The sequence below is a fragment of the Comamonas aquatica genome, assembly GCF_018064205.1.
Lineage (GTDB): Bacteria > Pseudomonadota > Gammaproteobacteria > Burkholderiales > Burkholderiaceae_C > Comamonas > Comamonas aquatica.
Genome location: NZ_CP072916.1, coordinates 1,374,754 through 1,395,419 on the forward strand (window position 1 = coordinate 1,374,754; position 20,666 = coordinate 1,395,419).

20 protein-coding genes are annotated in these 20,666 nt (G+C 60.8%); 13 read left to right on the top strand and 7 right to left on the bottom strand.

The features are described from left to right. Nucleotides 1-11: 11 nt before the first annotated feature. From KAQ61_RS06435 to KAQ61_RS06495, 13 genes are all read left to right on the top strand, one after another. Entirely contained in the window at nt 12-914 is a 903-nt protein-coding gene (locus KAQ61_RS06435; RefSeq protein WP_210930836.1) for a GDP-mannose 4,6-dehydratase, read from the top strand. Further along, a complete protein-coding gene (locus KAQ61_RS06440) occupies nt 911-2,041 on the top strand; it encodes a glycosyltransferase family 4 protein (RefSeq protein ID WP_338026760.1) in 1,131 nt (376 codons plus the stop codon). Before KAQ61_RS06435 ends, KAQ61_RS06440 begins: the two co-directional genes overlap by 4 nt. Before the next feature lie 128 nt (nt 2,042-2,169). Next, nucleotides 2,170-3,336, top strand: coding sequence for a polysaccharide biosynthesis/export family protein (locus tag KAQ61_RS06445; protein ID WP_210931748.1), 1,167 nt, complete (start codon nt 2,170-2,172; stop codon nt 3,334-3,336). A gap of 28 nt (nt 3,337-3,364) precedes the next feature. Then, entirely contained in the window at nt 3,365-4,522 is a 1,158-nt protein-coding gene (locus KAQ61_RS06450; RefSeq protein WP_420839390.1) for a glycosyltransferase family 4 protein, read from the top strand. After that, on the top strand, nt 4,519-5,568 hold the full coding sequence (locus KAQ61_RS06455; RefSeq protein WP_244983002.1) for a capsular polysaccharide export protein, LipB/KpsS family: 1,050 nt from the start codon (nt 4,519-4,521) through the stop codon (nt 5,566-5,568). The genes KAQ61_RS06450 and KAQ61_RS06455 overlap by 4 nt, the downstream gene beginning before the upstream one ends. Then, nucleotides 5,565-6,710 carry a GNAT family N-acetyltransferase gene (locus KAQ61_RS06460; RefSeq protein ID WP_210930837.1) on the top strand — a complete coding sequence of 382 codons (1,146 nt, stop codon included), beginning with the start codon at nt 5,565-5,567 and terminating at the stop codon, nt 6,708-6,710. The genes KAQ61_RS06455 and KAQ61_RS06460 overlap by 4 nt, the downstream gene beginning before the upstream one ends. After that, nucleotides 6,710-7,762 (top strand): NAD-dependent epimerase/dehydratase family protein, encoded by a 1,053-nt coding sequence (locus KAQ61_RS06465; protein ID WP_148748408.1) that lies wholly within the window; start codon nt 6,710-6,712, stop codon nt 7,760-7,762. The genes KAQ61_RS06460 and KAQ61_RS06465 overlap by 1 nt, the downstream gene beginning before the upstream one ends. A gap of 8 nt (nt 7,763-7,770) precedes the next feature. Further along, nucleotides 7,771-8,976: a capsule biosynthesis protein gene (locus KAQ61_RS06470; RefSeq protein WP_210930838.1), complete on the top strand. Its 1,206-nt coding sequence runs from the start codon at nt 7,771-7,773 to the stop codon at nt 8,974-8,976. Nucleotides 8,977-9,111: 135 nt separating this feature from the next. Then, nucleotides 9,112-9,405, top strand: a complete 294-nt coding sequence (locus KAQ61_RS06475; protein WP_276514457.1) for an H-NS histone family protein — start codon at nt 9,112-9,114, stop codon at nt 9,403-9,405. Between the two features lie 529 nt (nt 9,406-9,934). Next, nucleotides 9,935-10,282 carry a type I restriction endonuclease subunit M gene (locus KAQ61_RS06480; RefSeq protein WP_210930839.1) on the top strand — a complete coding sequence of 116 codons (348 nt, stop codon included), beginning with the start codon at nt 9,935-9,937 and terminating at the stop codon, nt 10,280-10,282. After that, nucleotides 10,282-10,905 carry a hypothetical protein gene (locus tag KAQ61_RS06485; protein WP_210930840.1) on the top strand — a complete coding sequence of 208 codons (624 nt, stop codon included), beginning with the start codon at nt 10,282-10,284 and terminating at the stop codon, nt 10,903-10,905. Before KAQ61_RS06480 ends, KAQ61_RS06485 begins: the two co-directional genes overlap by 1 nt. A gap of 119 nt (nt 10,906-11,024) precedes the next feature. After that, complete coding sequence (locus KAQ61_RS06490) at nt 11,025-12,308, top strand: hypothetical protein (RefSeq protein ID WP_244983003.1); 1,284 nt, start codon at nt 11,025-11,027, stop codon at nt 12,306-12,308. 228 nt (nt 12,309-12,536) lie between these two features. After that, on the top strand, nt 12,537-13,175 hold the full coding sequence (locus KAQ61_RS06495; RefSeq protein ID WP_210930841.1) for a DsbA family protein: 639 nt from the start codon (nt 12,537-12,539) through the stop codon (nt 13,173-13,175). A 205-nt stretch (nt 13,176-13,380) separates the two neighbouring features. Here KAQ61_RS06495 and KAQ61_RS06500 read toward each other — a convergent pair whose 3' ends face one another. From KAQ61_RS06500 to KAQ61_RS06530, 7 genes are read right to left on the bottom strand one after another with little or no spacing between them, the layout of a single operon-like run. Further along, a complete protein-coding gene (locus tag KAQ61_RS06500; RefSeq protein WP_210930842.1) occupies nt 13,381-14,286 on the bottom strand; it encodes a TIGR01777 family oxidoreductase in 906 nt (301 codons plus the stop codon). Nucleotides 14,287-14,319: 33 nt separating this feature from the next. Beyond that, complete coding sequence (locus KAQ61_RS06505) at nt 14,320-15,018, bottom strand: SDR family NAD(P)-dependent oxidoreductase (protein WP_210930843.1); 699 nt, start codon at nt 15,016-15,018, stop codon at nt 14,320-14,322. Between the two features lie 21 nt (nt 15,019-15,039). Further along, nucleotides 15,040-16,611 carry a cryptochrome/photolyase family protein gene (locus KAQ61_RS06510; RefSeq protein WP_210930844.1) on the bottom strand — a complete coding sequence of 524 codons (1,572 nt, stop codon included), beginning with the start codon at nt 16,609-16,611 and terminating at the stop codon, nt 15,040-15,042. Continuing rightward, on the bottom strand, nt 16,608-17,915 hold the full coding sequence (locus tag KAQ61_RS06515; RefSeq protein ID WP_210930845.1) for a DASH family cryptochrome: 1,308 nt from the start codon (nt 17,913-17,915) through the stop codon (nt 16,608-16,610). The genes KAQ61_RS06510 and KAQ61_RS06515 overlap by 4 nt, the downstream gene beginning before the upstream one ends. Continuing rightward, nucleotides 17,912-18,073: a DUF2256 domain-containing protein gene (locus tag KAQ61_RS19065; protein ID WP_210930846.1), complete on the bottom strand. Its 162-nt coding sequence runs from the start codon at nt 18,071-18,073 to the stop codon at nt 17,912-17,914. The genes KAQ61_RS06515 and KAQ61_RS19065 overlap by 4 nt, the downstream gene beginning before the upstream one ends. Before the next feature lie 17 nt (nt 18,074-18,090). Beyond that, nucleotides 18,091-19,155: an NAD(P)/FAD-dependent oxidoreductase gene (locus KAQ61_RS06525; protein ID WP_210930847.1), complete on the bottom strand. Its 1,065-nt coding sequence runs from the start codon at nt 19,153-19,155 to the stop codon at nt 18,091-18,093. After that, on the bottom strand, nt 19,152-19,766 hold the full coding sequence (locus KAQ61_RS06530) for a lipocalin family protein (RefSeq protein WP_210930848.1): 615 nt from the start codon (nt 19,764-19,766) through the stop codon (nt 19,152-19,154). Before KAQ61_RS06530 ends, KAQ61_RS06525 begins: the two co-directional genes overlap by 4 nt. Nucleotides 19,767-20,666: the final 900 nt, after the last annotated feature.

Here is a 20,666-nt window from a genome sequence, read left to right on the forward strand (position 1 = left end):
AAGGTAGATTGATGAGCAAAATTTTGGTTACCGGAGCAGACGGCTTCACCGGCCGCTACCTTGCGGCAGAGCTGCAGCGTGCGGGTTACGAGGTGCATGGCCTGGTGCATAAGCCCGTTGCTTTGGGCAAGGTGCCCGGGGTCAGGGCATTGCATGTGGCCGATTTGTCCGATGCCGCAAGGCTGGCTGCGGTGGTGAATGAGGTGCAGCCCGATAAGGTGGCCCACCTTGCCGCCATTGCCTTTGTGGCGCATGGCGATATAGAGTCCATCTACCGCACCAATCTGGTGGGGACGCGCCATCTGCTGGAGGCGTTGGCCCAAAGCAATGCGCCGCTCGATGCGGTTTTGCTGGCCAGCAGCGCCAATGTGTACGGCAACTCAGTGGGCGGCGTGCTGGATGAAAACACCCCGCCCGCGCCAGCCAACGACTATGCCGTGAGCAAGCTGGCGATGGAATATGCCGCGCGCTTGTATGCGGGCCGCCTGCCGCTGATCATGGCGCGGCCTTTCAACTACACCGGCGTTGGGCAGGCAGAGAGCTTTCTGATTCCAAAGATCGTTAACCATGTGCGCAGGCGTGCCCCGCTGATTGAATTGGGCAACCTCGATGTGGCGCGTGATTTTTCTGACGTGCGCAATGTGGTGCAGCTGTACCGGCGCCTGCTGGAGGCACCGGCTGCCGTGGGGCAGACTTTCAATGTGTGCTCGGGCCAGGCATGGTCTTTGAACGACGTGCTGGCCATGGTGCGCGAGATTTCAGGGCAAGACTTTGAAGTACGTGTGAATCCGGCTTTTGTGCGGCAAAACGAGGTCAAGACGCTGCTGGGCAGCCGGGGCAGGCTGGATGCGGTGGTGGGGGCGGTGCCCGAGATCGCGCTGCGCGACACCCTGCGCTGGATGCTGGAGGCGTGACGTTGAAGGTTGTTCTTTCTGTGGAAGCCTTGTCCCCCTGCCTCACAGGGATTGGCCGCTACACGTGGGAGCTGTCGCAGCGGCTGCCTGCGCACGCGCAAATGCAGGATGTGTGGTTTTACTGCAATGGCCGCTGGATCGAAGAGCCTGCGCGTTTGCTGCAGGCCCCCGCAGTGGCTGCGCCTGCCCAAGCCAGAAAGCCACTTTTCAGGATCAAGCAACCGCGCTGGCTGCGCGACTGGCAGTCATCTGTCAGATGCAAAGACCGTGTCTTTCACGGCCCTAATTTTTTTCTACCTGATTGCGCGGAGGCGGGCGTGGCCACTGTGCACGATCTGTCGGTGTTCAAATACCCGGAGACGCATCCTCAGGAGCGCATTCTGCATTTCGAGCGAGACTTCAAGGATTCCATGGCGCGAGCCAGTCACTTGATTACAGATTCCGAAGCGACCCGGGCTGAAGTCATGGATTTTCTGTCTTGGCCTGCTGACAAAATTACAGCCGTTCCGTTAGGTGTTTCTTCAAAATTTTCTCCATCATCTTTTGCTGAAGTGACTCCAACCTTGGAGAAATACCATTTAGCATACAAAAAGTATGCGTTGTGTGTTTCCACCATGGAGCCTCGCAAGAAGATTTCCAATCTGCTGCTGGCCTATGAATGCCTGCCGCTTGCCGTGCGAGAGAGGTACCCATTGGTTTTGATCGGGGGGTGTGGCTGGCTGAGTGATGAGTTGCACCAGAAGATTGAACATCTCGCGGCACGCGGATGGCTACGTTATCTTGGGTTTGTACCAGAGGGGGACTTGCCTGCGCTTTATGCGGGAGCCCATTCTTTCATTTACCCATCTATCTACGAAGGATTCGGACTACCTGTGCTGGAGGCCATGGCTTCTGGTGTTCCGGTTGTAGCCTCCAAGTTCACTTCGCTGCCTGAGGTGACGCAAGGCGCTGCGCTGTTGGTGGATCCTGAGGATATTGATGCACTGTCCCATGCTGTTCATAAAAATCTTTGTGATGAGAACTGGCGTGCAGCGGCGAGCACGGAAGGTGTATCCATAGCTCAGGGGTTCACATGGAGCCGCTGCGTTGACAGAACCATGGATGTGTACCGTAAGGCAATGCGCTGATAGTGCGCTGTTTTGATGAATGTAGATTCCAGCTTTGAAAGTGGATTTGCATTGAAAAGTGAAAGATGGAAATGATTTCTGGTGTGAAGATAGCCCGCAATATTGCGTCTGTGAAATTCGATCGAAGAATGGCTCGAGTGGGTAGAGGATGCACAGCCTCCGCCTTACTGGCATTTTTCTTGACCGGATGCTCCTCCTACCCTGCGTGGCTGCCTGCGTCAGGACCTAGCGCGGAAGAAGTGACGGTGCAGGAGGCAGCGGCGCTTCCGATACCTGTCATTGATGTGACGGAAGGCGTCGCCCGTCAGGCGGCGGAAGTCGATCGTCGTGATCGATTTGGACAAGTTTTTGCCGACAACCAACCAATAGGTTATCGCGTAGGCCCCGGAGATGTGCTGGAGGTGTCGATCTGGGAGGCTCCGCCTGCTGCATTGTTTGGTGTGACGTCATTGGACCCCCGCTCCGGAGCAATGAGCTCACGAGTGGCTGCGTTGCCGGAGCAGATGATTTCCCATGAGGGGCAGATCAATGTTCCCTTTGCTGGGAGCATTGCGGCTGCAGGTAAATCACCGCAGCAGATTGAGGCAGAAATCGCTCGCCGCTTGAAGGGTAAAGCCAACCAGCCGCAGGTGATGGTGCGCGTGATCCGCAATGCTACGTCCAATGTGACTGTGGTTGGAGAAGTCGCCCAGAGTCAGCGCATGCCGCTGACTGCCAAAGGAGAGCGCCTGCTGGATGCCATTGCCGCTGCCGGTGGCGTGCGTCAGCCGGTGAATAAAGTGACGGTGCAGTTGGTGCGTGGTACGAAAGTGGCCAGCATGCCCTTGGATCGTGTGGTTCAAGCACCTGGGGACAATGTGCTGTTGGCGCCTGGCGATGTGGTGACGGTCAACTTCCAGCCTTTGAGCTTTACGGCGCTGGGTGCAACGGGCAAGAACGAGGAAATCAACTTTGAAGCCCAAGGTATTTCACTGGCGCAGGCATTAGCGCGTGCTGGCGGAATTCAAGATGCTCGTGCGGATGCCCGTGGCGTCTTCGTTTTCCGCTTTGAGGATCCAAAGGCGTTAGATGCCCGCTTGCGCGTGGGGCCTATGACGCCTGATGGACGTGCGCCAGTCGTATATCGGCTTGATCTGAAAAATCCTGCTTCTTTACTGGTTGCGCAGAATTTTCCGATTCGCAATAAGGACGTGGTTTACGTCGCTAATGCACCAGCGGCGGAGTTGCAGAAATTTATGAATATTGTGACTTCGTCAGTCTTCTCCGCTGCGAATCTTATTAATCTGACGAAATAATGGGTTCGGTCTGGTGAATGCATGCATCGTGATTGATATCACCCGTACGCTTGACCGTGCCTTGCAGGGGCGGCTGCCGACTGGCGTGGATCGTGTGAGTCTGGAGTATGTGCGGCATTTTGGTGCCGATGCTCAAGCTTTGGTGCGATTTGGCGGGCGCTGGATTTTTATGTCGCTACGACGCTCTCGTAGGGTGTTCGATGCGCTGCTGCGTAATCCCCGGAAGGTGGATAGGGCTCGCCTGCGCTGGTGGGTTGGGTGCAGTTATGTGCAGGATTGGCGTCAGCCTGCGGCTGCCAGTGTGCTGCTGAATACTGGCCACAGTGGATTACAGGATGCCGGTTATGCAACTCGGGTTCAGAGATTGGGTCTACGGCCTCTGTATTTTTTGCATGATCTGATTCCTATTACGCACCCTGAGTATTGCCGCCCCGGGGAGGCCGCCAAGCATGAGCAGCGTCTGACGACGATGCTATCCACAGGCTGTGGCCTTCTTGCCAATTCAGCGGCCACTGCGGAGGAACTGCGGGGGTATGCACAGCGTATGGGTAGTGCGGTGCCACCGCTGGCGGTGGCATTGTTGGCGCCGGCGCGGTTGGCGCGCCCCCGGGCAGAGCGGCCATGGATGCCGCCATATTTCGTCATGCTGGGAACGATTGAGCCGCGAAAAAACCATTTGCTGCTGCTGAATGTGTGGCGGGCTTTGGTGCAGCGGGATGGAGAACGCGCTCCGCGTTTGGTCATTGTGGGTCAGCGGGGCTGGGAATGTGAGCAGGTGCTTGATCTACTGGATCGCTGCGAGGCGTTGCGCGGCTTTGTGCTGGAGCGCCAAGGCTGTGATGACACCGAACTGGCGACTTTATTAGCTCATGCCCAGGCTTTGCTGTTTCCATCGTTCGCAGAGGGGTACGGTATGCCGTTGGTGGAGGCGCTGGCGGCGGGCGTGCCGGTGTTGGCCAGCGATCTGCCGGCATTTCGTGAAGTGGCCAGTGATGTGCCTGAATATCTGGATCCTCTGGATGGCCCTGGCTGGATACGTGCCATTGATGACTATGTGCACACGAATGGCACAAGGAGACGGGCGCAGTTGGCACGCATGCATGGCTGGCGAGCGCCGACGTGGAAGGCCCATTTCGATCAGGTCCACACACTGATGCGCCGCTGCTTGAGTACGGATTCGTTGTGATCCAGGACAGCATTTTGTATGCCCTGGGTTTTGCGTGGCGCAAGCGTGTTTTTTTGCGCGCCTGCTTCCCGGAGATGAGCCTGGTGTTCGTGGATGCGCCTGAAGCGGTGCCGCCGGGTGCGCTGCTGGCGGTTTGGGGTGTGCCAGCGTTGCCGCTATTGGCTCCAGGTGTGCGGCTGGTGCGAGTTGAAGATGGTTTTCTGCGCTCAGTCGGCTTGGGGGCGGACTGGGTGCGCCCGATGTCGTGGGTGCTGGACCGACGAGGCATGTATTTCGATGCCACGGCTCCATCGGACATGGAGACGCTTCTGGCCACTACAGTGTGGAGTCCAGAGTTGTTGCAGCGTGCGGCGGCACTGAGGGAGATGATCGTTCATGAGGGGCTGACCAAGTACAACGTCGGTGTTGGCCAATGGTCTAGACCTGAGCGAGGGCAGCGGGTAATCCTGGTGCCGGGTCAGGTGGAGACGGATGCCTCCATCCGCTATGGCTCGCCAGTCGTACGCACCAATCTGGAGTTGCTGCGCAGGGTGCGGGTGGCTCATCCGGATGCCTATGTACTGTACAAGCCGCACCCTGATGTAGTAGCTGGCCTGCGTTTGCGGGGCGAGGCGGAGTCACGGGCGGTGGACTTCTGTGATGAATTGTTGGTGCATGTACCCATGCACTATTTGTTGGAACGTGTGGACGAAGTGCATGTAATGACTTCTTTGGCAGGGTTTGAGGCTCTGCTGCGTGGGCGCAAGGTTGTGTGCCACGGGCAGCCTTTTTATGCCGGTTGGGGATTGACCCAAGATCTGTTGCCTATGCCCCGGCGAGGACGTGAATTGTCCCTGGATGCGCTGGTTGCTGGCGCATTAATTCTCTATCCGCGTTATTTCGATACCCAAGGCGCGGCGTGTGGCACGCCGGAGCAGACGCTGCAGGAACTGCTGGCATGGCGCGATCGCTCGCGGGGAAGGCTGTCGTGGTCGCAACGTCTGTGGCGCCCTGTGCTGCAGTTGCTTGCGTGGTGGCAGGATGGCAAGCGTAGGAGAAGCGCGTGATCAAGGCACAGGTTTATGAGTCGATTCGCGAGATAGATCCTGCGGTCTGGGATGCGTTGCTCGATACGCGTTCGTTGACGTTTACACATGCGTTCTGGGCTATTGTCGAGGAGTCGGGCCTCAATGATTTTCAGTATCGCTATGTGGTGTTCACCGATGAGGATGGTCAAACGGTGGGGCAGACGACGTTCTACATGGTGACCACGGATATCGCGATTTTTGCTCCGCAGTGGCTGCGCCGCACGCTGGAAAAGGTGCGCCTGGTCTTCCCGAGCTTTCTGAAGCTGAAGATGCTGGAGTGCGGTACGCCCATCATCCTGAATAGTCCACCACTGGTGCTGCATCCCGATCTGGCGTTGCAAGACATTATTCCGGTCTGGCACCGTACGCTGCAGGCGTATGCCCGTCGCAGCCGTGCGCTGGTGATGGTGCTGCGCGATTTTGAGTCGGAAGAGGCAGGCTGGTTGCATTTGCTGCGCGGCTGCGGCTACCACATCGTGCCGGGTCTGCCCAATACGTATTTGGATGTGCGCTGGGACACGATTGATGAATATCGTGATGACTTGAAAAGCTACTATCGCAGCAAGATCAACAACCACCTGCGCAAGAATGTGCAATTACAGGTTCGGCATGATCTGGTCGAGGACTTTGCCCCTTTGGCCGATGAGCTGTGCCGCCAATGGCTGATCGTGCATGAAAGGGCCAATGAGTTTCAGCGAGAGGTGTTGACGCCGACCTTTTACCGTGAGTTGTCGTCGGGGCTGGAAGGGGCCGCCAAGGTACTACGCTTTTTTCGTGACGATGTGTTTGTTGGGCATGCGTTGTTGCTGCATGACCGGGATACGCTGCGCTGGCTTTACTTTGGCCGCGCGGAGCCCGTCAACGACAGCTTGTACCTGTATGTTGCACAGGCGGTGATTGAAACGGCGATCAATTTGAAGGTGCGGCGTCTGGAGATGGGGTTGACCACCTATTCCGTCAAGCAAGACGTTGGGGCACGCCTGGAGTCCATTCATTTTGCGATTCGCTGTCCATGGGCTTTGCTCAATCCGTTTTTTGGCCTTGGCTATGCGCTGCTTAACAAACCGGCCAAGCTTGAGAACAAGATGATCTTCAAGTCCTCGCGGGTCAAGGAGGGCTGATGGATAGATCGCAGGATGCGAAGCCATGGATGCAGGCATATGCGGGTGTGCCCGTTGCGCTGACGGGAGCCTCGGGCTTTGTCGGCAGGCAATTGTTGCGGCGGCTGCAAGAGGTGGGTGCGCTCGTGACAGTGCTGGCTCGCGAGCCGGCCAGATTGGATCCTCAATTGGTGAGTCGTTGTACCGTGGTGCAGGGGGATTTGCTGGATAGGGCGGCGCTGGCGCGGCTGCTTTCCGGCGCGGTTCATGTCTTTCATTGCGCGGCAGATGTCGCGACTTGGGGGCATTTCGAGAATTATTTGCGCACCAATGTTCAGGGGGTGCAGGCGCTGCTTGACGAACTGTGCAAACAGCGCTCTACGCTGCGGCGCCTGGTTCATATATCAACGCTTGATGTCTATGGTTTTCCACGGTTGGCTGTCAGCGAGGATAAGCCGTTGGAGCCAGTGCGTTATGGCTATGGGGAAAGCAAGCGCCTGGGAGATTTGCTGGTGCAGAGCTTTTGTCGTCAGCACGCTCTGCCTTATGTGGTGATGCGGGCAGGCAACATCGTCGGGCCAGGCAGCCCGTTCGTCTCGCGCATCGCCAGCGCATTGCGCACGGGGCCAATGCTGTGCATCGATGGTGGGCGCCATCATGCCGGTTTGCTGGATGTAGAGAATTTGTTGGATGTCCTGCTGTGGGCGGGCATCAGCACCAGCGCAGCTGGGCAGGTCTATAACGTGCGTGACCCCTGGGCAGTCTGTTGGAGCGAATATTTACGTGATTTCCGTCAGGGGAGCGGCCTCAAGGGGTGGATGTTGGATTTGGACTATAGGCTGGCAATGCCGCTGGCCAGTGCTCTTTCTGCGCCTTGGCGTTGGCTTGATTTGCAGAGTGAGCCATTGCTGCATCCACTGATCGTGCAGATCTTTGGGCGTACATGTGGTCATTCGATTGATAAGCTGCTTGCCCATGGGGGCCCCATCGGGCGTGTGGATTACGCCTCGAGCATGCGGGAAAGTCTTACCTGGCTTGCCGCACAACCGAGTTTCACCCCAAAAAAGATCTGAGTGTCGTCGTGCGCCATTTTCTTTTTCTGCAGGGCATGCCTTGCGATTTCTTCAGGCTTGTGGGCGACGAATTGCAGCGCAACGGCCATGGTGTTTCGCGCATCAATTTGTGCTTTGCCGATTGGCTTTTTTGGCATGACCAGCGCGCCATGAGCTTTCGCGGTCGGTTGACTGACTGGGATGATTTTCTGCGACGCTTTATCGCCGCACGTGGTGTGACTGACATCGTATTGCTTGGCGAGCAGCGCAAATATCACAAGCAGGCAGTAGCCCTTGCGCATGAGCTGGGGCTTCGTGTGATGGTGACTGATTTTGGTTACTTCAGGCCAGACTGGATCACCCTGGAAGCCAACGGTATGGGCCGGGATTCCAGCATGCCGCGCAATCCTGCCGTTATTTATGCAGAGGCACGGGGATTGCCTGCAGTGGATTTCGCACCGGTTTTTAAGGACAGCGATTGGCGTATGTCGCTGGGCGATTTGCTGGGGAGCTTTGCCAATATGGTGCTGAAGTTGCTATATCCTTTTTATCAGCAATCCATTGAGCGGCCTCATCCAGTGATTTACTTTCCTGCGATGGGTTTGTCGCTGCTGTTACGGCGTCTGCGAAAAAAGCATATTGCAGAAAAATGCCGGCAGGTGGGTAAACGGCCGCAACCTTTTTACCTTTTTCCATTGCAGCTTGATCATGATTTTCAGATTCGAGCCTACTCTCCTTACAAGGGAATGAGAGATGCAGTGGATGAGGTGCTGAAATCGTTTGCTGAGCATGCTCCAGAAAACAGCGAGCTAGTCATCAAGATGCATCCTTGGGATCCTGGACTCATCAATTGGAAACAATGGATTAGCAGCAGTGCCAAGCGTCTTGGCATCACCGATAGGGTTCACTATCTGGAGGCTGGGGTGCTGGATGAAATGTTGGGGAAGGCTATTGGTGTTGTGACGGTCAACAGTACATCAGGGCTCAGGGCCTTGCAGTTGAGACGGCCAGTGCAAGTTTTGGGAGATGCTGTCTTCGATATTGCCGGACTGACGCATGCAGGTGGTTTGCATGCTTTTTGGTCCAGTGCCAGTGCCCCAGATCCGAATTTGCTAGATTCATTCATCAGGTTGCTGGTTGCACGCACTCAGTTGCGTGGAGTTTTTTTTCATCCTGCTGGCAAGCGTGCCGCAGTATCCTCATTTGTCAGTCGTCTGTTGATGACTAAATGCTGATATATGTAGGCCGATTTGCGTCAGAATATTTTTGTTTACTGAGGCAAGCAAACTGATAATGCGTTAGTGCGTGTCATTACCGGAATGCTTCTTACATCGCTGGTTAGCAAGATTTAGATAGAAATTCACCATCACATGAGTACAAACATCACTTCATACAAAGAACTGCTGGCTCAACGCGAGGCGCTTGAACAGCAGATTGCTGCTGCTCGCAAAGCAGAAGTCGCTGACGCTGTGCAGAAGATTCGGGGATTAGTTGAGGCGTTCGGCCTGACTCCGGAGGATGTCTTTCCACTGGCCAAGCCAAAGCGCGAGGCTAGTGCTGTTGCCCCCAAATATCGTGACCCAGCTACAGGTCAAACCTGGACTGGTCGGGGTAAGCCGCCTGTTTGGATCAAGGATAAAGATCGCTCTCAGTTTGCGATCTAGCAATTGAAAGAAAAAAGTGGCCTATCAGGGCCTTTTTTCTTGATCGACTCATGGTCGCTGGCTTCTTTGAAGCTTTCTGCGTGGAGGGCCTGGAGCTAAAAGCGCCCAACTCACCTTCATTTTTTCCTACGGACTCTGGCGTTGGCTGTGCATCCTAGATGCATGCGCTGGGTTTACTGCATGTCTTGCATTGTGTGCTGAACACTTCGCAGATAATTTCTATATTCAGTGTTTGAATATAATATCAAATATATATAGCTTTTTGTTTTATTTGCTATAATGGCTAAACATATTACTAGTCAAATGCCGCCTTGGCATTGGCTGATATGCCGCGTTCTCTGCTCAGCTTTTCGAGCGTTTCTCCCCCTTGTTTCCGACCTCCGTATGAATTGATCAGGCCGCTTGCCTGCGCATGCCTTTGAAGGTCGGCGCAGCTATGCCTGTCGTTTAAGCGTGTGGGATTGGGGCGAATGGCCTGCAAGCCGCTGCGCGTTATTTCACCTTTCTACCTCCCTTTTTGGAGTTTTCTATGACTGATACAGGTCAGGCCGCCGCATGCCCGAACGATTCTTCTCCTGCTGCTCCTGACAAGGCGGCTGCTGGTACACCGTTGTTTGCCTTGGGCCAGTTATTAGCCACACCTGGGGCATTGGAGCTTCTGGAAACCCATCAACTGACAGCACTGCCGTTTGTGCTGCGCCATGTGTCGGGTGATTGGGGCGATATCTGCGCCGAAGACAGGCAAAGTAATGCTGACGCTTTGCAGTACGGCTACAGGCTGATGTCGGTGTATGTGATTTCCAAGACAGAACGCTTATGGATCATCACGGAGGCTGACCGCAGTAGCACCACGCTGTTGTTGCCCGAGGAGTACTGATGCTGGGGCAGCACTTTGTGGTGCACTCGCAGCTGAGTGTGGGCCGCTCAGGTGCAATGGCCTATCAAAACAAGCTGCTGCTGCGCCAGGGCGAGAACGACATGGCTTGTGGGCACCACTGTGTGCTGATGGCCTTGATGCTGCTGGGCCAAGTGTCGCGCGATGCTCTGTATGAAAGCGACCTTGACGCACGCCTGATGGAAGTGAGCGCCATGGGCCAAGCTCTGTACTTTAGCGGCTGTAGCAGCGCAGCCATCAAAGAGCAGTTTGCGCCGTTTTCTGAGCAACTGCAGTGCCGCCAACTGCGCCGCAATGTCGAGGCCCGCACGGTGGCCGCACTGGAATCAGACCATGTGTGCCTGGTGCGTTTCACCTCGCCCAGCTACAGCCATTGGGTGCTGGCAGTGGGTGTGATGTATGCCGATGGCAAGCCACAGTCCTTGCTGGTGCTCGACCCTTTGATGGACGGTGTGCCGCTCACCCCCTGGAATGCCTTGCTGGAGCATTGGGGTAGTAAAAAGCTGCGCAACACCAACGCCCGCTGGTCAGAAAAAGCCACCTTGGACAAGGTGGTGCAAGTCGGTTTGCGCAGCCGCCGTGGCACGGCCATTGCGCTGGCTTGAGTTTCAGTTTCTCACTCTCTTTCTTCTGATTTCCCTTTGTGCACGTTGTGCGCCTGGTGCTTGGCTTTTGAGGCTTCACCCAGGTGCCGTTGCGGCGTGCCTGTTTTGAAAGTTTCACCATGCACCCTTATCACTTGAGGTGGTACCGCTACCGGCGTTTGTTGGCTGCGGTGATGACATTGCCTGCGCTGGATACCTCAACCCCTGTTCCGCATGAATTCAGCGGCCAGTGGCCGTGCTGCTTTAATGGCTGTGCTGATGCTGGGCGCTATGTACATGCAGCCAAGCCGTGCATGGAGCCGCAGTCGGCCATGGTGCTGGAACTGGCTGATGCGGCTTTGCAGGCGGTTGAGCCAATCAGTCAGCGCACCGCTGCATGGCAGGCATTTGCACGGTGTGCGGTGCCCCAGTTGGGCTTGGGCAGCTTGGAACGGCTGGTGGCACTGTTGCAGCAATACGGGCCTGCTGAAGATGCTGAGCTGGCCGTATTACTGTGGCAAGGTGAAATCACCCAACCTGTAGCTGCACTCAAGGCCGTGCAGCGTTTGCGCCGCCTGGTCGCATTCTTGCAAAGCCAGGGCATCACGGATGCAGCCCGTTGGTTGCAGTGGCGGGATTCGGCAGATGCGCAAGCAGTTGTGCGCGATGCACCGCATCAGGAGTCAGACATGATCCACGCTTTGCTGTGGCACTTGGACAGCGGGCGCTGTGATGTGCCATGGGTGCTGATGTTTGCAAGGCGGGTGTTGGGACAGGCTCCTGCGCATGGTCACGTCATGCTGGCTATTCAAGAAATGGCCGAAGCCATGAACCTGAGTGCCAAGGCTTTGGCCAGGCGCATTGCTTGGCATGAGCGGCTGTTTCAAGCATTGGGCGATGTGCCCGAACTTCGGCTGGCGTGGTGGCGGTGCGTGAAGCGCACTCTGCAGGCCCAACTGACCAACGCTACATCGGTCAAACTGCAAGTGCAGGGAGTCAAAGAGCCTTTGCCGCTGTCACTGGCCGTGCACCTGCGCCAAGGGCAACCCATGCTGACGATTCAGCTGCCGCGTGCGTTTGGTGCTGCACCCGCATGGCCCAACTTGATCATGGTGCAACTGCGGCAAGAAGGCTGGGGGACTGGGCTGGGGCTACGCTTGCTGCTGCAAGGCGAAGGCGTGTTACCAGCTCAGCTGCAGCTGGACATCGCAAAACGCTGGAAAGCGGCACAGCTGCAGCCACCAGTGTTTGAGCGCATCAGTGTCACCAAGTGGGAAATCAGCTGCTGTTGGTGCGATGGGCTGTGGAAGCCTTCCTGCATGAACTTAGCTGATGTGAATGACTGGGCCATCGACACTGCTCTGCAGGTGATGGAATACGTGCTGATGCTCAAGGGGATGTATAGCATCTCCCACCTTGAGTAAGCTTGGGCTAATTCCATAGTGGGTTGGTAAATATGGCGAAAGCCATTGTATGGCTGGTGTGTAGCTAAATGTGTAGCTAGGCTGATTTTTTGGAGTAAAAACTTTTGCAAGTTATTGAAATTAAATGAATTAAATTGCAAGAATAGAATAATACGACATCGTGCTGCTGTAAAGCGGCCACGTGGGGCCGCGGCAGTGCCGGTGGCCCCGCACGAACCGGAATGGAACATGCGCAAAACCCTGAATTACATCTTTGATCCGCTGTGCGGCTGGTGCTATGGCGCTGGTGCTGTCGTGGCCCAGGTGGCCACCCTGCCGCAGCTGCAACTGAAATTGTGGCCCTGCGGCATGTTTTCGGGCGCCGGCTCGCGCGCCATGGATGACGACTTTGCCGCCTACGCCTGGACGAACGACCAGCGCATCGAGCAACTGACCGGTCAGCACTTTTCGCCGCACTACCGCACCCAGGTGCTGACCGATCGCCAGCAGCGCTTTGACAGCGGCCCCATCAGCCTGGCACTGACTGCGGTGGCGTTGACGGCGCCCATGCAGGAGGTGGCAGCGCTCAAGGCCATGCAGCAGGCGCGCTACATCGACGGGCAGGATGTGACGTCGCCGGACCAACTGGCCGTGATCTTGCAAGGCCTGGGGCTGGCCGAGGCGGCGCAGCGCTTGACTGCGGCCGATGCCGAGCTGCTGCAGGCGCATGCCGCGCGCACGCAGCAAGCCCAGCACTGGCTGCAGCAGCTGGGCGCACGGGGCGTGCCCACGTTCTTGCTCGAAATCGATGGGCGTGGGCAGTTGCTACCTTCCAACCTGTTGTTTTCACAGCCCGAGGCCTGGATCGAGCAACTGTTGGCGGCCTGAGCGCTCACACAGCGGCCCCGCTGCAGCGTGATGTACCGCCCCGCGCAAATGAGGGGCCGCAATCGCCCGCACAGTCCGTGCGTAGGCATACGCGAGGGGGCTTGATCACAGCCCCAGTGGCAGCGCCAGACGGGTGCTGCTGGCCCAGAGAACCTCCGACAGGCGCAGTCGGGGGCTGCCAGTGGCCGCGCGCGCGGGCTGCGGATCAGGCACCCGGTGGGTGCAGCAACTGGTCCAAGGCGCCCGCCAGCGTGGGGTGCTGCCACGCAAATCCCGCGGCCTGCGCGCGTTGGGGGCGCAGGCGCTGGCCGCCCAGCAGCAGCACGGACATTTCGCCCAGCGCCAAGCGCAGCGCCCAGGCCGGTGCCGGCAGCCACGCCGGGCGGTGCAGGGCGGTGGCCAGGGTCTGGGTGAAGGTGGCGTTGCGCACGGCTTCCGGCGCGCAGGCATTGAAGGGGCCGCTGCAGTCTGCGTGGTGCAACAGGTGGTCCATCAGCCGGACTTGGTCGTCCAGGTGGATCCAGGGCATCCACTGCTGGCCATCACCCAGTCTGCCCCCGAGGCCCAGCTTGAACGGGGGCAGTAGCCGCGCCAGCATGCCGCCCCGGGGGGCCAGGACCGGTGCGGTGCGCACCAGGGCCACGCGCACGCCGAAGCGGCGCGCGTGCTCGGCCTCCTGCTCCCAGGCGATGCACAGCTGGCTGCCGAAATCGGAGGCCCCGGCAGGGCTGCTTTCATCCAGCCAGGTTTCGCCACCATCGCCGTACCAGCCCACGGCCGAGCCCGACAGCAGCACACGCGGCGGCTGGGGCTGCTGCGCCATCCAGTCCACCAGGGTCCGTGTCAGATCGACGCGGCTGCGCCACAGCACCTGGCGGCGCGATGCGGTCCAGGGGCGGTCTGCAATCGGGGCGCCGGCCAGGTTCACCACCGCGTCCAGCGATGTACCTTCCAGTTCGTGCAGGTGGGCTATGCCGCGGGCACCGCTGCACAGGGCTGCCACCTTGTGTGGTTCGCGGCTCCAGACCCAGAGTTCGTGGCCTTGGCGTTGCCAGTGCTGGAAGAGGGCTTGTCCAATCAGGCCGGTGCCGCCAGTCAGCAGGATGCGCATGGGGTTCTCCTTGGTGCAAAGTGGGCGAAGGGCTTACCAGGGCAGGCGTTGACCATCGTAGGCCCAGAAGCCGCCGCTGTCTTGGGGTTGCAGGCGATCCAGCACCGCCAGCAGGTCCTGCGCGGCCGCCGCAGGTGCACGGCCGATCTGCGCCCCGCGAAACGGTGCTGACAGCGCCGAATCCACCGTGCCGGGGTGGAGGGCCGCCAGCACGGCCTGGGGGTGGGTGCGCGCCACTTCGATGGCTGAGGTCTCGAGCAGCATGTTCAGCGCTGCCTTGGAGGCGCGATAGCTGTACCAGCCGCCCAGGCGGTTGTCGCCGATGCTGCCCACCTTGGCCGACAGCACCGCCAGCAGGCTGCGCTCCCCCTTGGCCAGCTGCAGCGCGAAATGCGCCAGCACCAGGGCCGGGCCGATGGTGTTGGTGGCAAAGCTGGCTGCCAGGTGCGTGGCATTCAGGTCGGTCAGGCGTTTTTCGGGACCGCCGGTGGGGCCACTGAGCATGCCCGTGGCGACCACGATCAGGTGCCAGGGCCCTTGCGGGCGCAGCGCCTCGGCGGCAGTGGCAATGCTCTGCGGTTGTTCAAAATCCATCGCAGGCGTGCTGTGGCGGCTCAGGGCGACCACCTGGGCGCAGCGTGGGTCCGCGGTCAGCTGCGCGGCCAGAGCACCGCCGATGGCGCCAGTGGCACCCAGGATGAGGGCTTGGTAACCGGTGGGCAGGGATTGCATGGCAGGCCTTGGGTGTGGTGGTTACAGGGTGTCGAGCTGCTGGCGCACCTGCTGTGCATGCGTTCGCAGGGCGGTTTGCTGCTCGGGTGGCATTTTTTGCCACTGGCGGTACACCAGTGCCAGCCGGTGGTTGCTGCCCAGTGCCTCGGCATGGCGGGCAAAAAAGTCCCAGTACAGGGCGTTGAAGGGGCAGGCGCGCGGGCCGGTCTTGAGCTTGGGGTTGTAGGCGCAGCCCTGGCAATAGTCGCCCATGCGCTGCAGGTAGGCCGCGCTGCTGACATAGGGCTTGGTGGCGATCAGGCCGCCATCGGCGCGCTGGCTCATGCCCAGGGTGTTGGGCAGCTCCACCCATTCGAAGGCATCGATGTAGATGCCCAGGTACCAGCGGTGCAGCGCGGCCGGGTCCAGCCCCGCCAGCAGGGCAAAGTTGCCGATCACCATCAGCCGCTGGATGTGGTGGGCATGGGCGGTCTGCAGCGACTGGCGAATCGACAATTGCAGACAGCGCATGTGCGTGTCCCCGCTCCAGAACCAGTGCGGCAGCGGCAGTTGGTGGTCCAGCGGATTGCGCTGCTCGTAGCCCGGCATGTGTGCCCAGTAGATGCCGCGCACGTACTCGCGCCAGCCCAGGATCTGGCGCACAAAGCCTTCCACTGCGGCCAGCGGGGCGTGCCCGGTGCGCCAGGCTGTCTCGGCGCGCTGCAGCACTTCCAGCGGGTGCAGCATCTTTACGTTCAGTGAAAATGAGAGCAGTGAATGGAACAGGCGCGGTGCCTGGCTGGCCATGGCGTCTTCATAGTCGCCAAAGTGCGGTAGGGCGTGGGTGATGAAGGCTTCCAGACAGGCCAGTGCCTCGGCACGGTTCAGCGGCCAGCGCACGGCGTCGGCCTGCGGCTCGCCCAAGCTTTGGACGCCGCAGCGCTGCAGCAGGTCCCACAGCGCGCGGTGGTCGTGCGTGGGGCGCCAGTCCGCCGGCTCGGGCGGGGTGCCGGGCCAGGGCTTGCGGTTGTCGTGGTCAAAATTCCACTGACCGCCCGCGGGCTGGTCGTGCTCGTCCAGCAGCAGGCGGTAGCGGCGGCGCATGCTGCGGTAGAAATGCTCCATCAGCCACTGGCGGCGCCCGTGCATCTGGGTGGCCAGATCGTTCCGCGCCGTCAGAAAGTGTTCGCTGTCCACCACGCTGCAGTGCAATGGGGTGGTGCGGGCCCAGTCCTGCAACTGGGCGTCCAGCCGCCATTCGTCGGGCTGCTGCCATTGCACCGTGTGGGCGCCGTAGTGCGCGGCCAATGCAGTCAGGTTGTCGGGGATGGACTGGCGGTTGCTGGCGTCGTCAAGCGCCACATAGCGCACGCGGTGGCCCGCAGTGCGCATCTGGCGCGCCATATCGCGCATGGCGGCAAAGATGGCCAGGATTTTCTGTGCGTGGTGCAGCACGTAGTCGGTCTCCTGGCGTACCTCCATCAACACATAGACCACCTGCGCATCCACCTGCTGGAACCAGCTGTGCTGCGGGTTGAGCTGGTCGCCCAGCACCAGGCGCAGGGTGTGCGCGCCGTGCGGGGCGGTGGGGGTGGGTGTGCGGGTGTTGCTCATGCCGTGCCCCACAGGCGCAGGTAGGCCCCGTCGGGGGCGTAGGTGGCGGCCTGTTTGACGGGGTCAAAGCGGCGCCCCCCGCGTGGGTCGGTGCCCCGCCCGGCGATGTACAGCCAGTTGCCCTGGTTGCTGTACACGTCATAGTCCAGCAGCTGTGACTCAAACCAGGCGGCACCAGCGCGCCAGTCGCAGCCCAGGTCGTGGATCAGATAGCTGGCCGCCACCTGGCGCAGGCGGTTGCTGAGGTAGCCGGTGGCCGCCAGCTCGCGCATGGCGGCGTCCACCAGGGGCTGGCCGGTCTGCCCGGCGCACCAGGCGGCAAAGTGCTGGTCATCGTGGGGCGTGGCCTGCGCCGGGCCCAGTCCCCGTGCCCGGTACAGCACCGGGCCATGCTGCAGGTGCAGAAAACGGAAGTAATCGCGCCACAGCAGCTCAAACCACAGCCAGTAGCTGCCATCGCTGGCGCCGTGTGTGGCTTCAAACTGCCGCAGCTGGGCCATGGCTTGGCGCGGCGAGAGCGCCCCCGTGGCCAGCCAGGGCGACCATTTGCTGGAGTAGTCCAGCCCCATCAGGCCGTTGCGTGTGCGCTGGTAGCTGTGGGGCAGCCCGCGTTCCAGATACTGGCGCAGGTGGGCCAGCGCGGCTGACTCCCCGCCGTGCAGACGGCCTTGCAGGTAGGGGAAGGCGCTGCGTGCATCGGCAGCCGGGGGCAGCCCGGCCAATTCAGCCAGGGCTTGCGCTGGTGCGCCTGGGGGTGCCGTCGGCAACTCAGGTGGCAAGGGGGGCAGTGCGGCCGGTACTGGTAGGGGTGCTGCGGGTTGCAGCCCGGCACGCTCAATCGCTTGGCGAAACGGCGTGAACACGGCAGGCAACTGCGCCACCGGCCACGGCAACTGGTCGGGGTGCAGCAGGCTGCTGTGCCACACGGTGTGCACCTGCAGGCCCGCAGCGCGCAGGGCGGCAACTTCGGCCTGCTCCTCGGGGGCGGCGATGTCCTCGCAGACGAGGGTGGTAGCCCCCACGGCCCGCGCCAGCGCAGGCAGGGCGGTGGCTGCCGGCTGATTCAGAATCCATAGCTGAGAGCCCAGGTTCTGAAAGCGCTGGAGCAGGTTTTGAAGGGTATTGGCCAGCCAGGCGCGGCGGTGCGGACCGATGCGGGCAAAGCCCCAGGGGGTGCTGGCTTGCACATCGGGCAGGCACACCACGGGCAGCAGGTGCTGCGCCCCCAGCTGGCCTGCGGCCTGCAGCACGGGCTGGTCGTGCAGGCGCAGGTCGTGGCGCAGCCACACCAGCACCGTGCTCATGGCTGGGCTCCGGGCGAAGGCGGCGGCTTGCGCTGGCGGCGGCAGCGCTCGGAGCAGTACTTCACCTCTTCCCACACCTGGGCCCATTTCTTGCGCCAGGCAAACGGGCGCCCGCAGCACTGGCAGGGCTTGGCGGGCAGATGGGGTTTGCGGTGCATGGTGTGCTGCCTGGTGCTTAATCTGCGTGGGCGTGCAGCGTGGCGTGCACCCGCTGGGCCAGGCTGAGGCCGCTGAGCCAGGCGCCTTCCACGTTGCCGCTGTGCAGCCAGTCGCCGCACAGGCCCAGCCCGGCCTCCGGCTGCCACCAGCAGTCCACATGCAGTGGCGGGGCGGTGTCGGCATAGCGCCAGCGGTGGGCGGTGGCCTGCACGCTGGCCGGCTCCGGGCCGCCCAGCTGCGCAAAGGCCTGCAGCAAAGCGGCGGTGACTGAGGTAAGGTCGTCTTCTACGTGCGCTTCGCTCCAGGCGTGGGTGGCATGCAGCAGCCAGGTTTCAGGGCCGTTGCGCCCGGGTTTGCTGCTGTCGCGCGCGATCCAGCGCAGGGGGCTGTGCTCGACAAAGCAGCCATCCACGGGCAGAGGCACCGGCTGGGGACAGCGCACCATGACCGACCAGCAGGCGCGCATGCGGGCGCTGCGCGCCAGGTCGTCGGCATGCGGGGCTACACCCGTCAGCAGGGGCGCGGCCTGTGGGGCAGGCACGGCCAGCAGCACGGTCTGGTAGCGCTGGGGCTCGGTGCCGTGTTCGGGGCTGTGCAGCAGCCAGCCATCGCCGGCATTTGCCTGCAGCGGCTGGACGGTGGTTTGCCACTGAAAGCGCACCGGCTGGTCCAAGGCCTGCAGGCTGCGCACCAGGTGGGCCGCCGGGGACGTCATGCGTGGGGTGCCGACAAAGCGCTGCACCGTGCTGGTCTGCAGCGTGAAGCCTTGCCCATCGTGCGTGCCGATGCGGGCGGTCCACGGGGCTGCGGTGCCGGCTTGCTCCCAGCTGGCGACCTGGGCCCGGAAATCGGCGTGGCGCGCCGTGAAGTACTGGGCGCCGTGGTCGCACTGCCAATCCGTCGCACCATCGCTGCTGCGGCGCGTGCTCATGCGGCCCGAGGGGCCACGGCTTTTGTCGAACACGTGCACGCTGTGGCCTGCGTGGGCCAGGGCCTGGGCACAGGCCAGGCCTGCCAGGCCGGCACCGACGATGGCGATCGTGGCGTGTTCCAAGGATGGGGAAGTTGCGGTGCTGGTCATGGTTGTGCCGGGGTGGGGGAGTCCGTGTCGGTGTGGTCCACCCAAATGAAAGCCTGTGTGTCAATGCCGAGGGACTGGGCCTGCGCCACGATGCGCTGCAACGTGGCACGGGGCAATTGGGTGTCGCGCGCCAGAATCCAGGCATAGCCGGTATCGGGGCCGACCACCAGCGCCCAGCGGTAGTCGGCGTCCAGGCCCACGATGTGGTAGCCGCCATAGAAGGGACCAAAGAAGGACACCTTGAGGGAGGCGGTGCTGCTCGTACCGGTGAACAACGCCTTGCCGACAGCCTCGCGCCACTGGCCGGTAGCGGCCAGCTGGCCGCGATTGATCACCTGCACGCTGCCGTCAGCCTGCGGGGTGTAGGTGGCTGACACATCGCGCATGCCGCGCTCGAAGGCGTGGTCCAGCCGCGCCAGTTCGTACCAGCGGCCCTGGTAGCGCTGAAGATCGAAGCCTGTGACGGGCTGCAGCCCCGGTGGCGGGCTGGTGCTGGCGCAGCCTGTCAGCAGGGCGGCCCCGAGGAGTGCGGAGGCCAGCCAGCGCAGCAAGCGTGGGTGCGCTGTCGGTGCGGCGGGCTGGTGTGGCAGTGGGCGTGTCAGGTGCTGCATGTCTGTGAGGTGCTTCTATCGGTCAAGGTATTGGGGGCAGGGCCGTGATGGCCACGCGATCGCGGCAAAGCCTGTCTGGCGGAAAGCGCTGAGCCCCGGCATGGGTGTCGCCAACGCGCGGCTGTCTGGCTTTCCTGTGGAGCGTATTGGCCGACACCCTGCATATGCGCAGCACCGCGCACAGGCATGCTGTGTGGGGGCAGTTGTTGCACTCAGATGGTGAGTGCCACCTTGGCGCGATGTGTTCCCAACCTGTTGGATGCGCCATCGGGCCTGGGCGTACCCAGCGGTCGCGTACACCACAGAGGTCCGCAATCCACTTGGGCAAGGCGATAGACCTACCGGTGCCCTTGGGTGTGTGACAGCCTGACTCCCTGTGCGGGGGCGATCCGGGACAATCCGCCCCTGCCATGTTGGGGTGCATGCGGGGCGATGCAACTGTGCCTCTTTGTCTTGGACAAATTCAGGCCAGGCATGGCACGGTGTGAAGTCCGTCACGCCGAACCAGACCGTTGGCCCAGTCCCCCACATTCGCAGACAGTGCGCACTGGCAGCCACCGGGCATCGCCCTGTAGACATGGTCGTCAGCAGCCTTGCATGGGCTTGCCTAGGTCCTTTCGTGAAACAAAAACCATAGCGTCTATTTCCGTCGCCCACGTGGCCCTCTGCCACTGTGTCTGGGCATGGCTGCACAGCCATGGGTGGCGGTGTGCCCCCATCGCGGCGGTACGCTGGATTGCTGGAAGCGGTGCGGATAGACATAGACAATTCAAGGTATAGCCATAATTGTCTAGGACAAAAATAGTTTTGTCCAATACATTAAGACCCAAGCCATGCGTGAAACATGGCGCAGCACCTGCCAGTCATCCATGCAGCACAAGGGTGTGCGGCTGGCTGCAT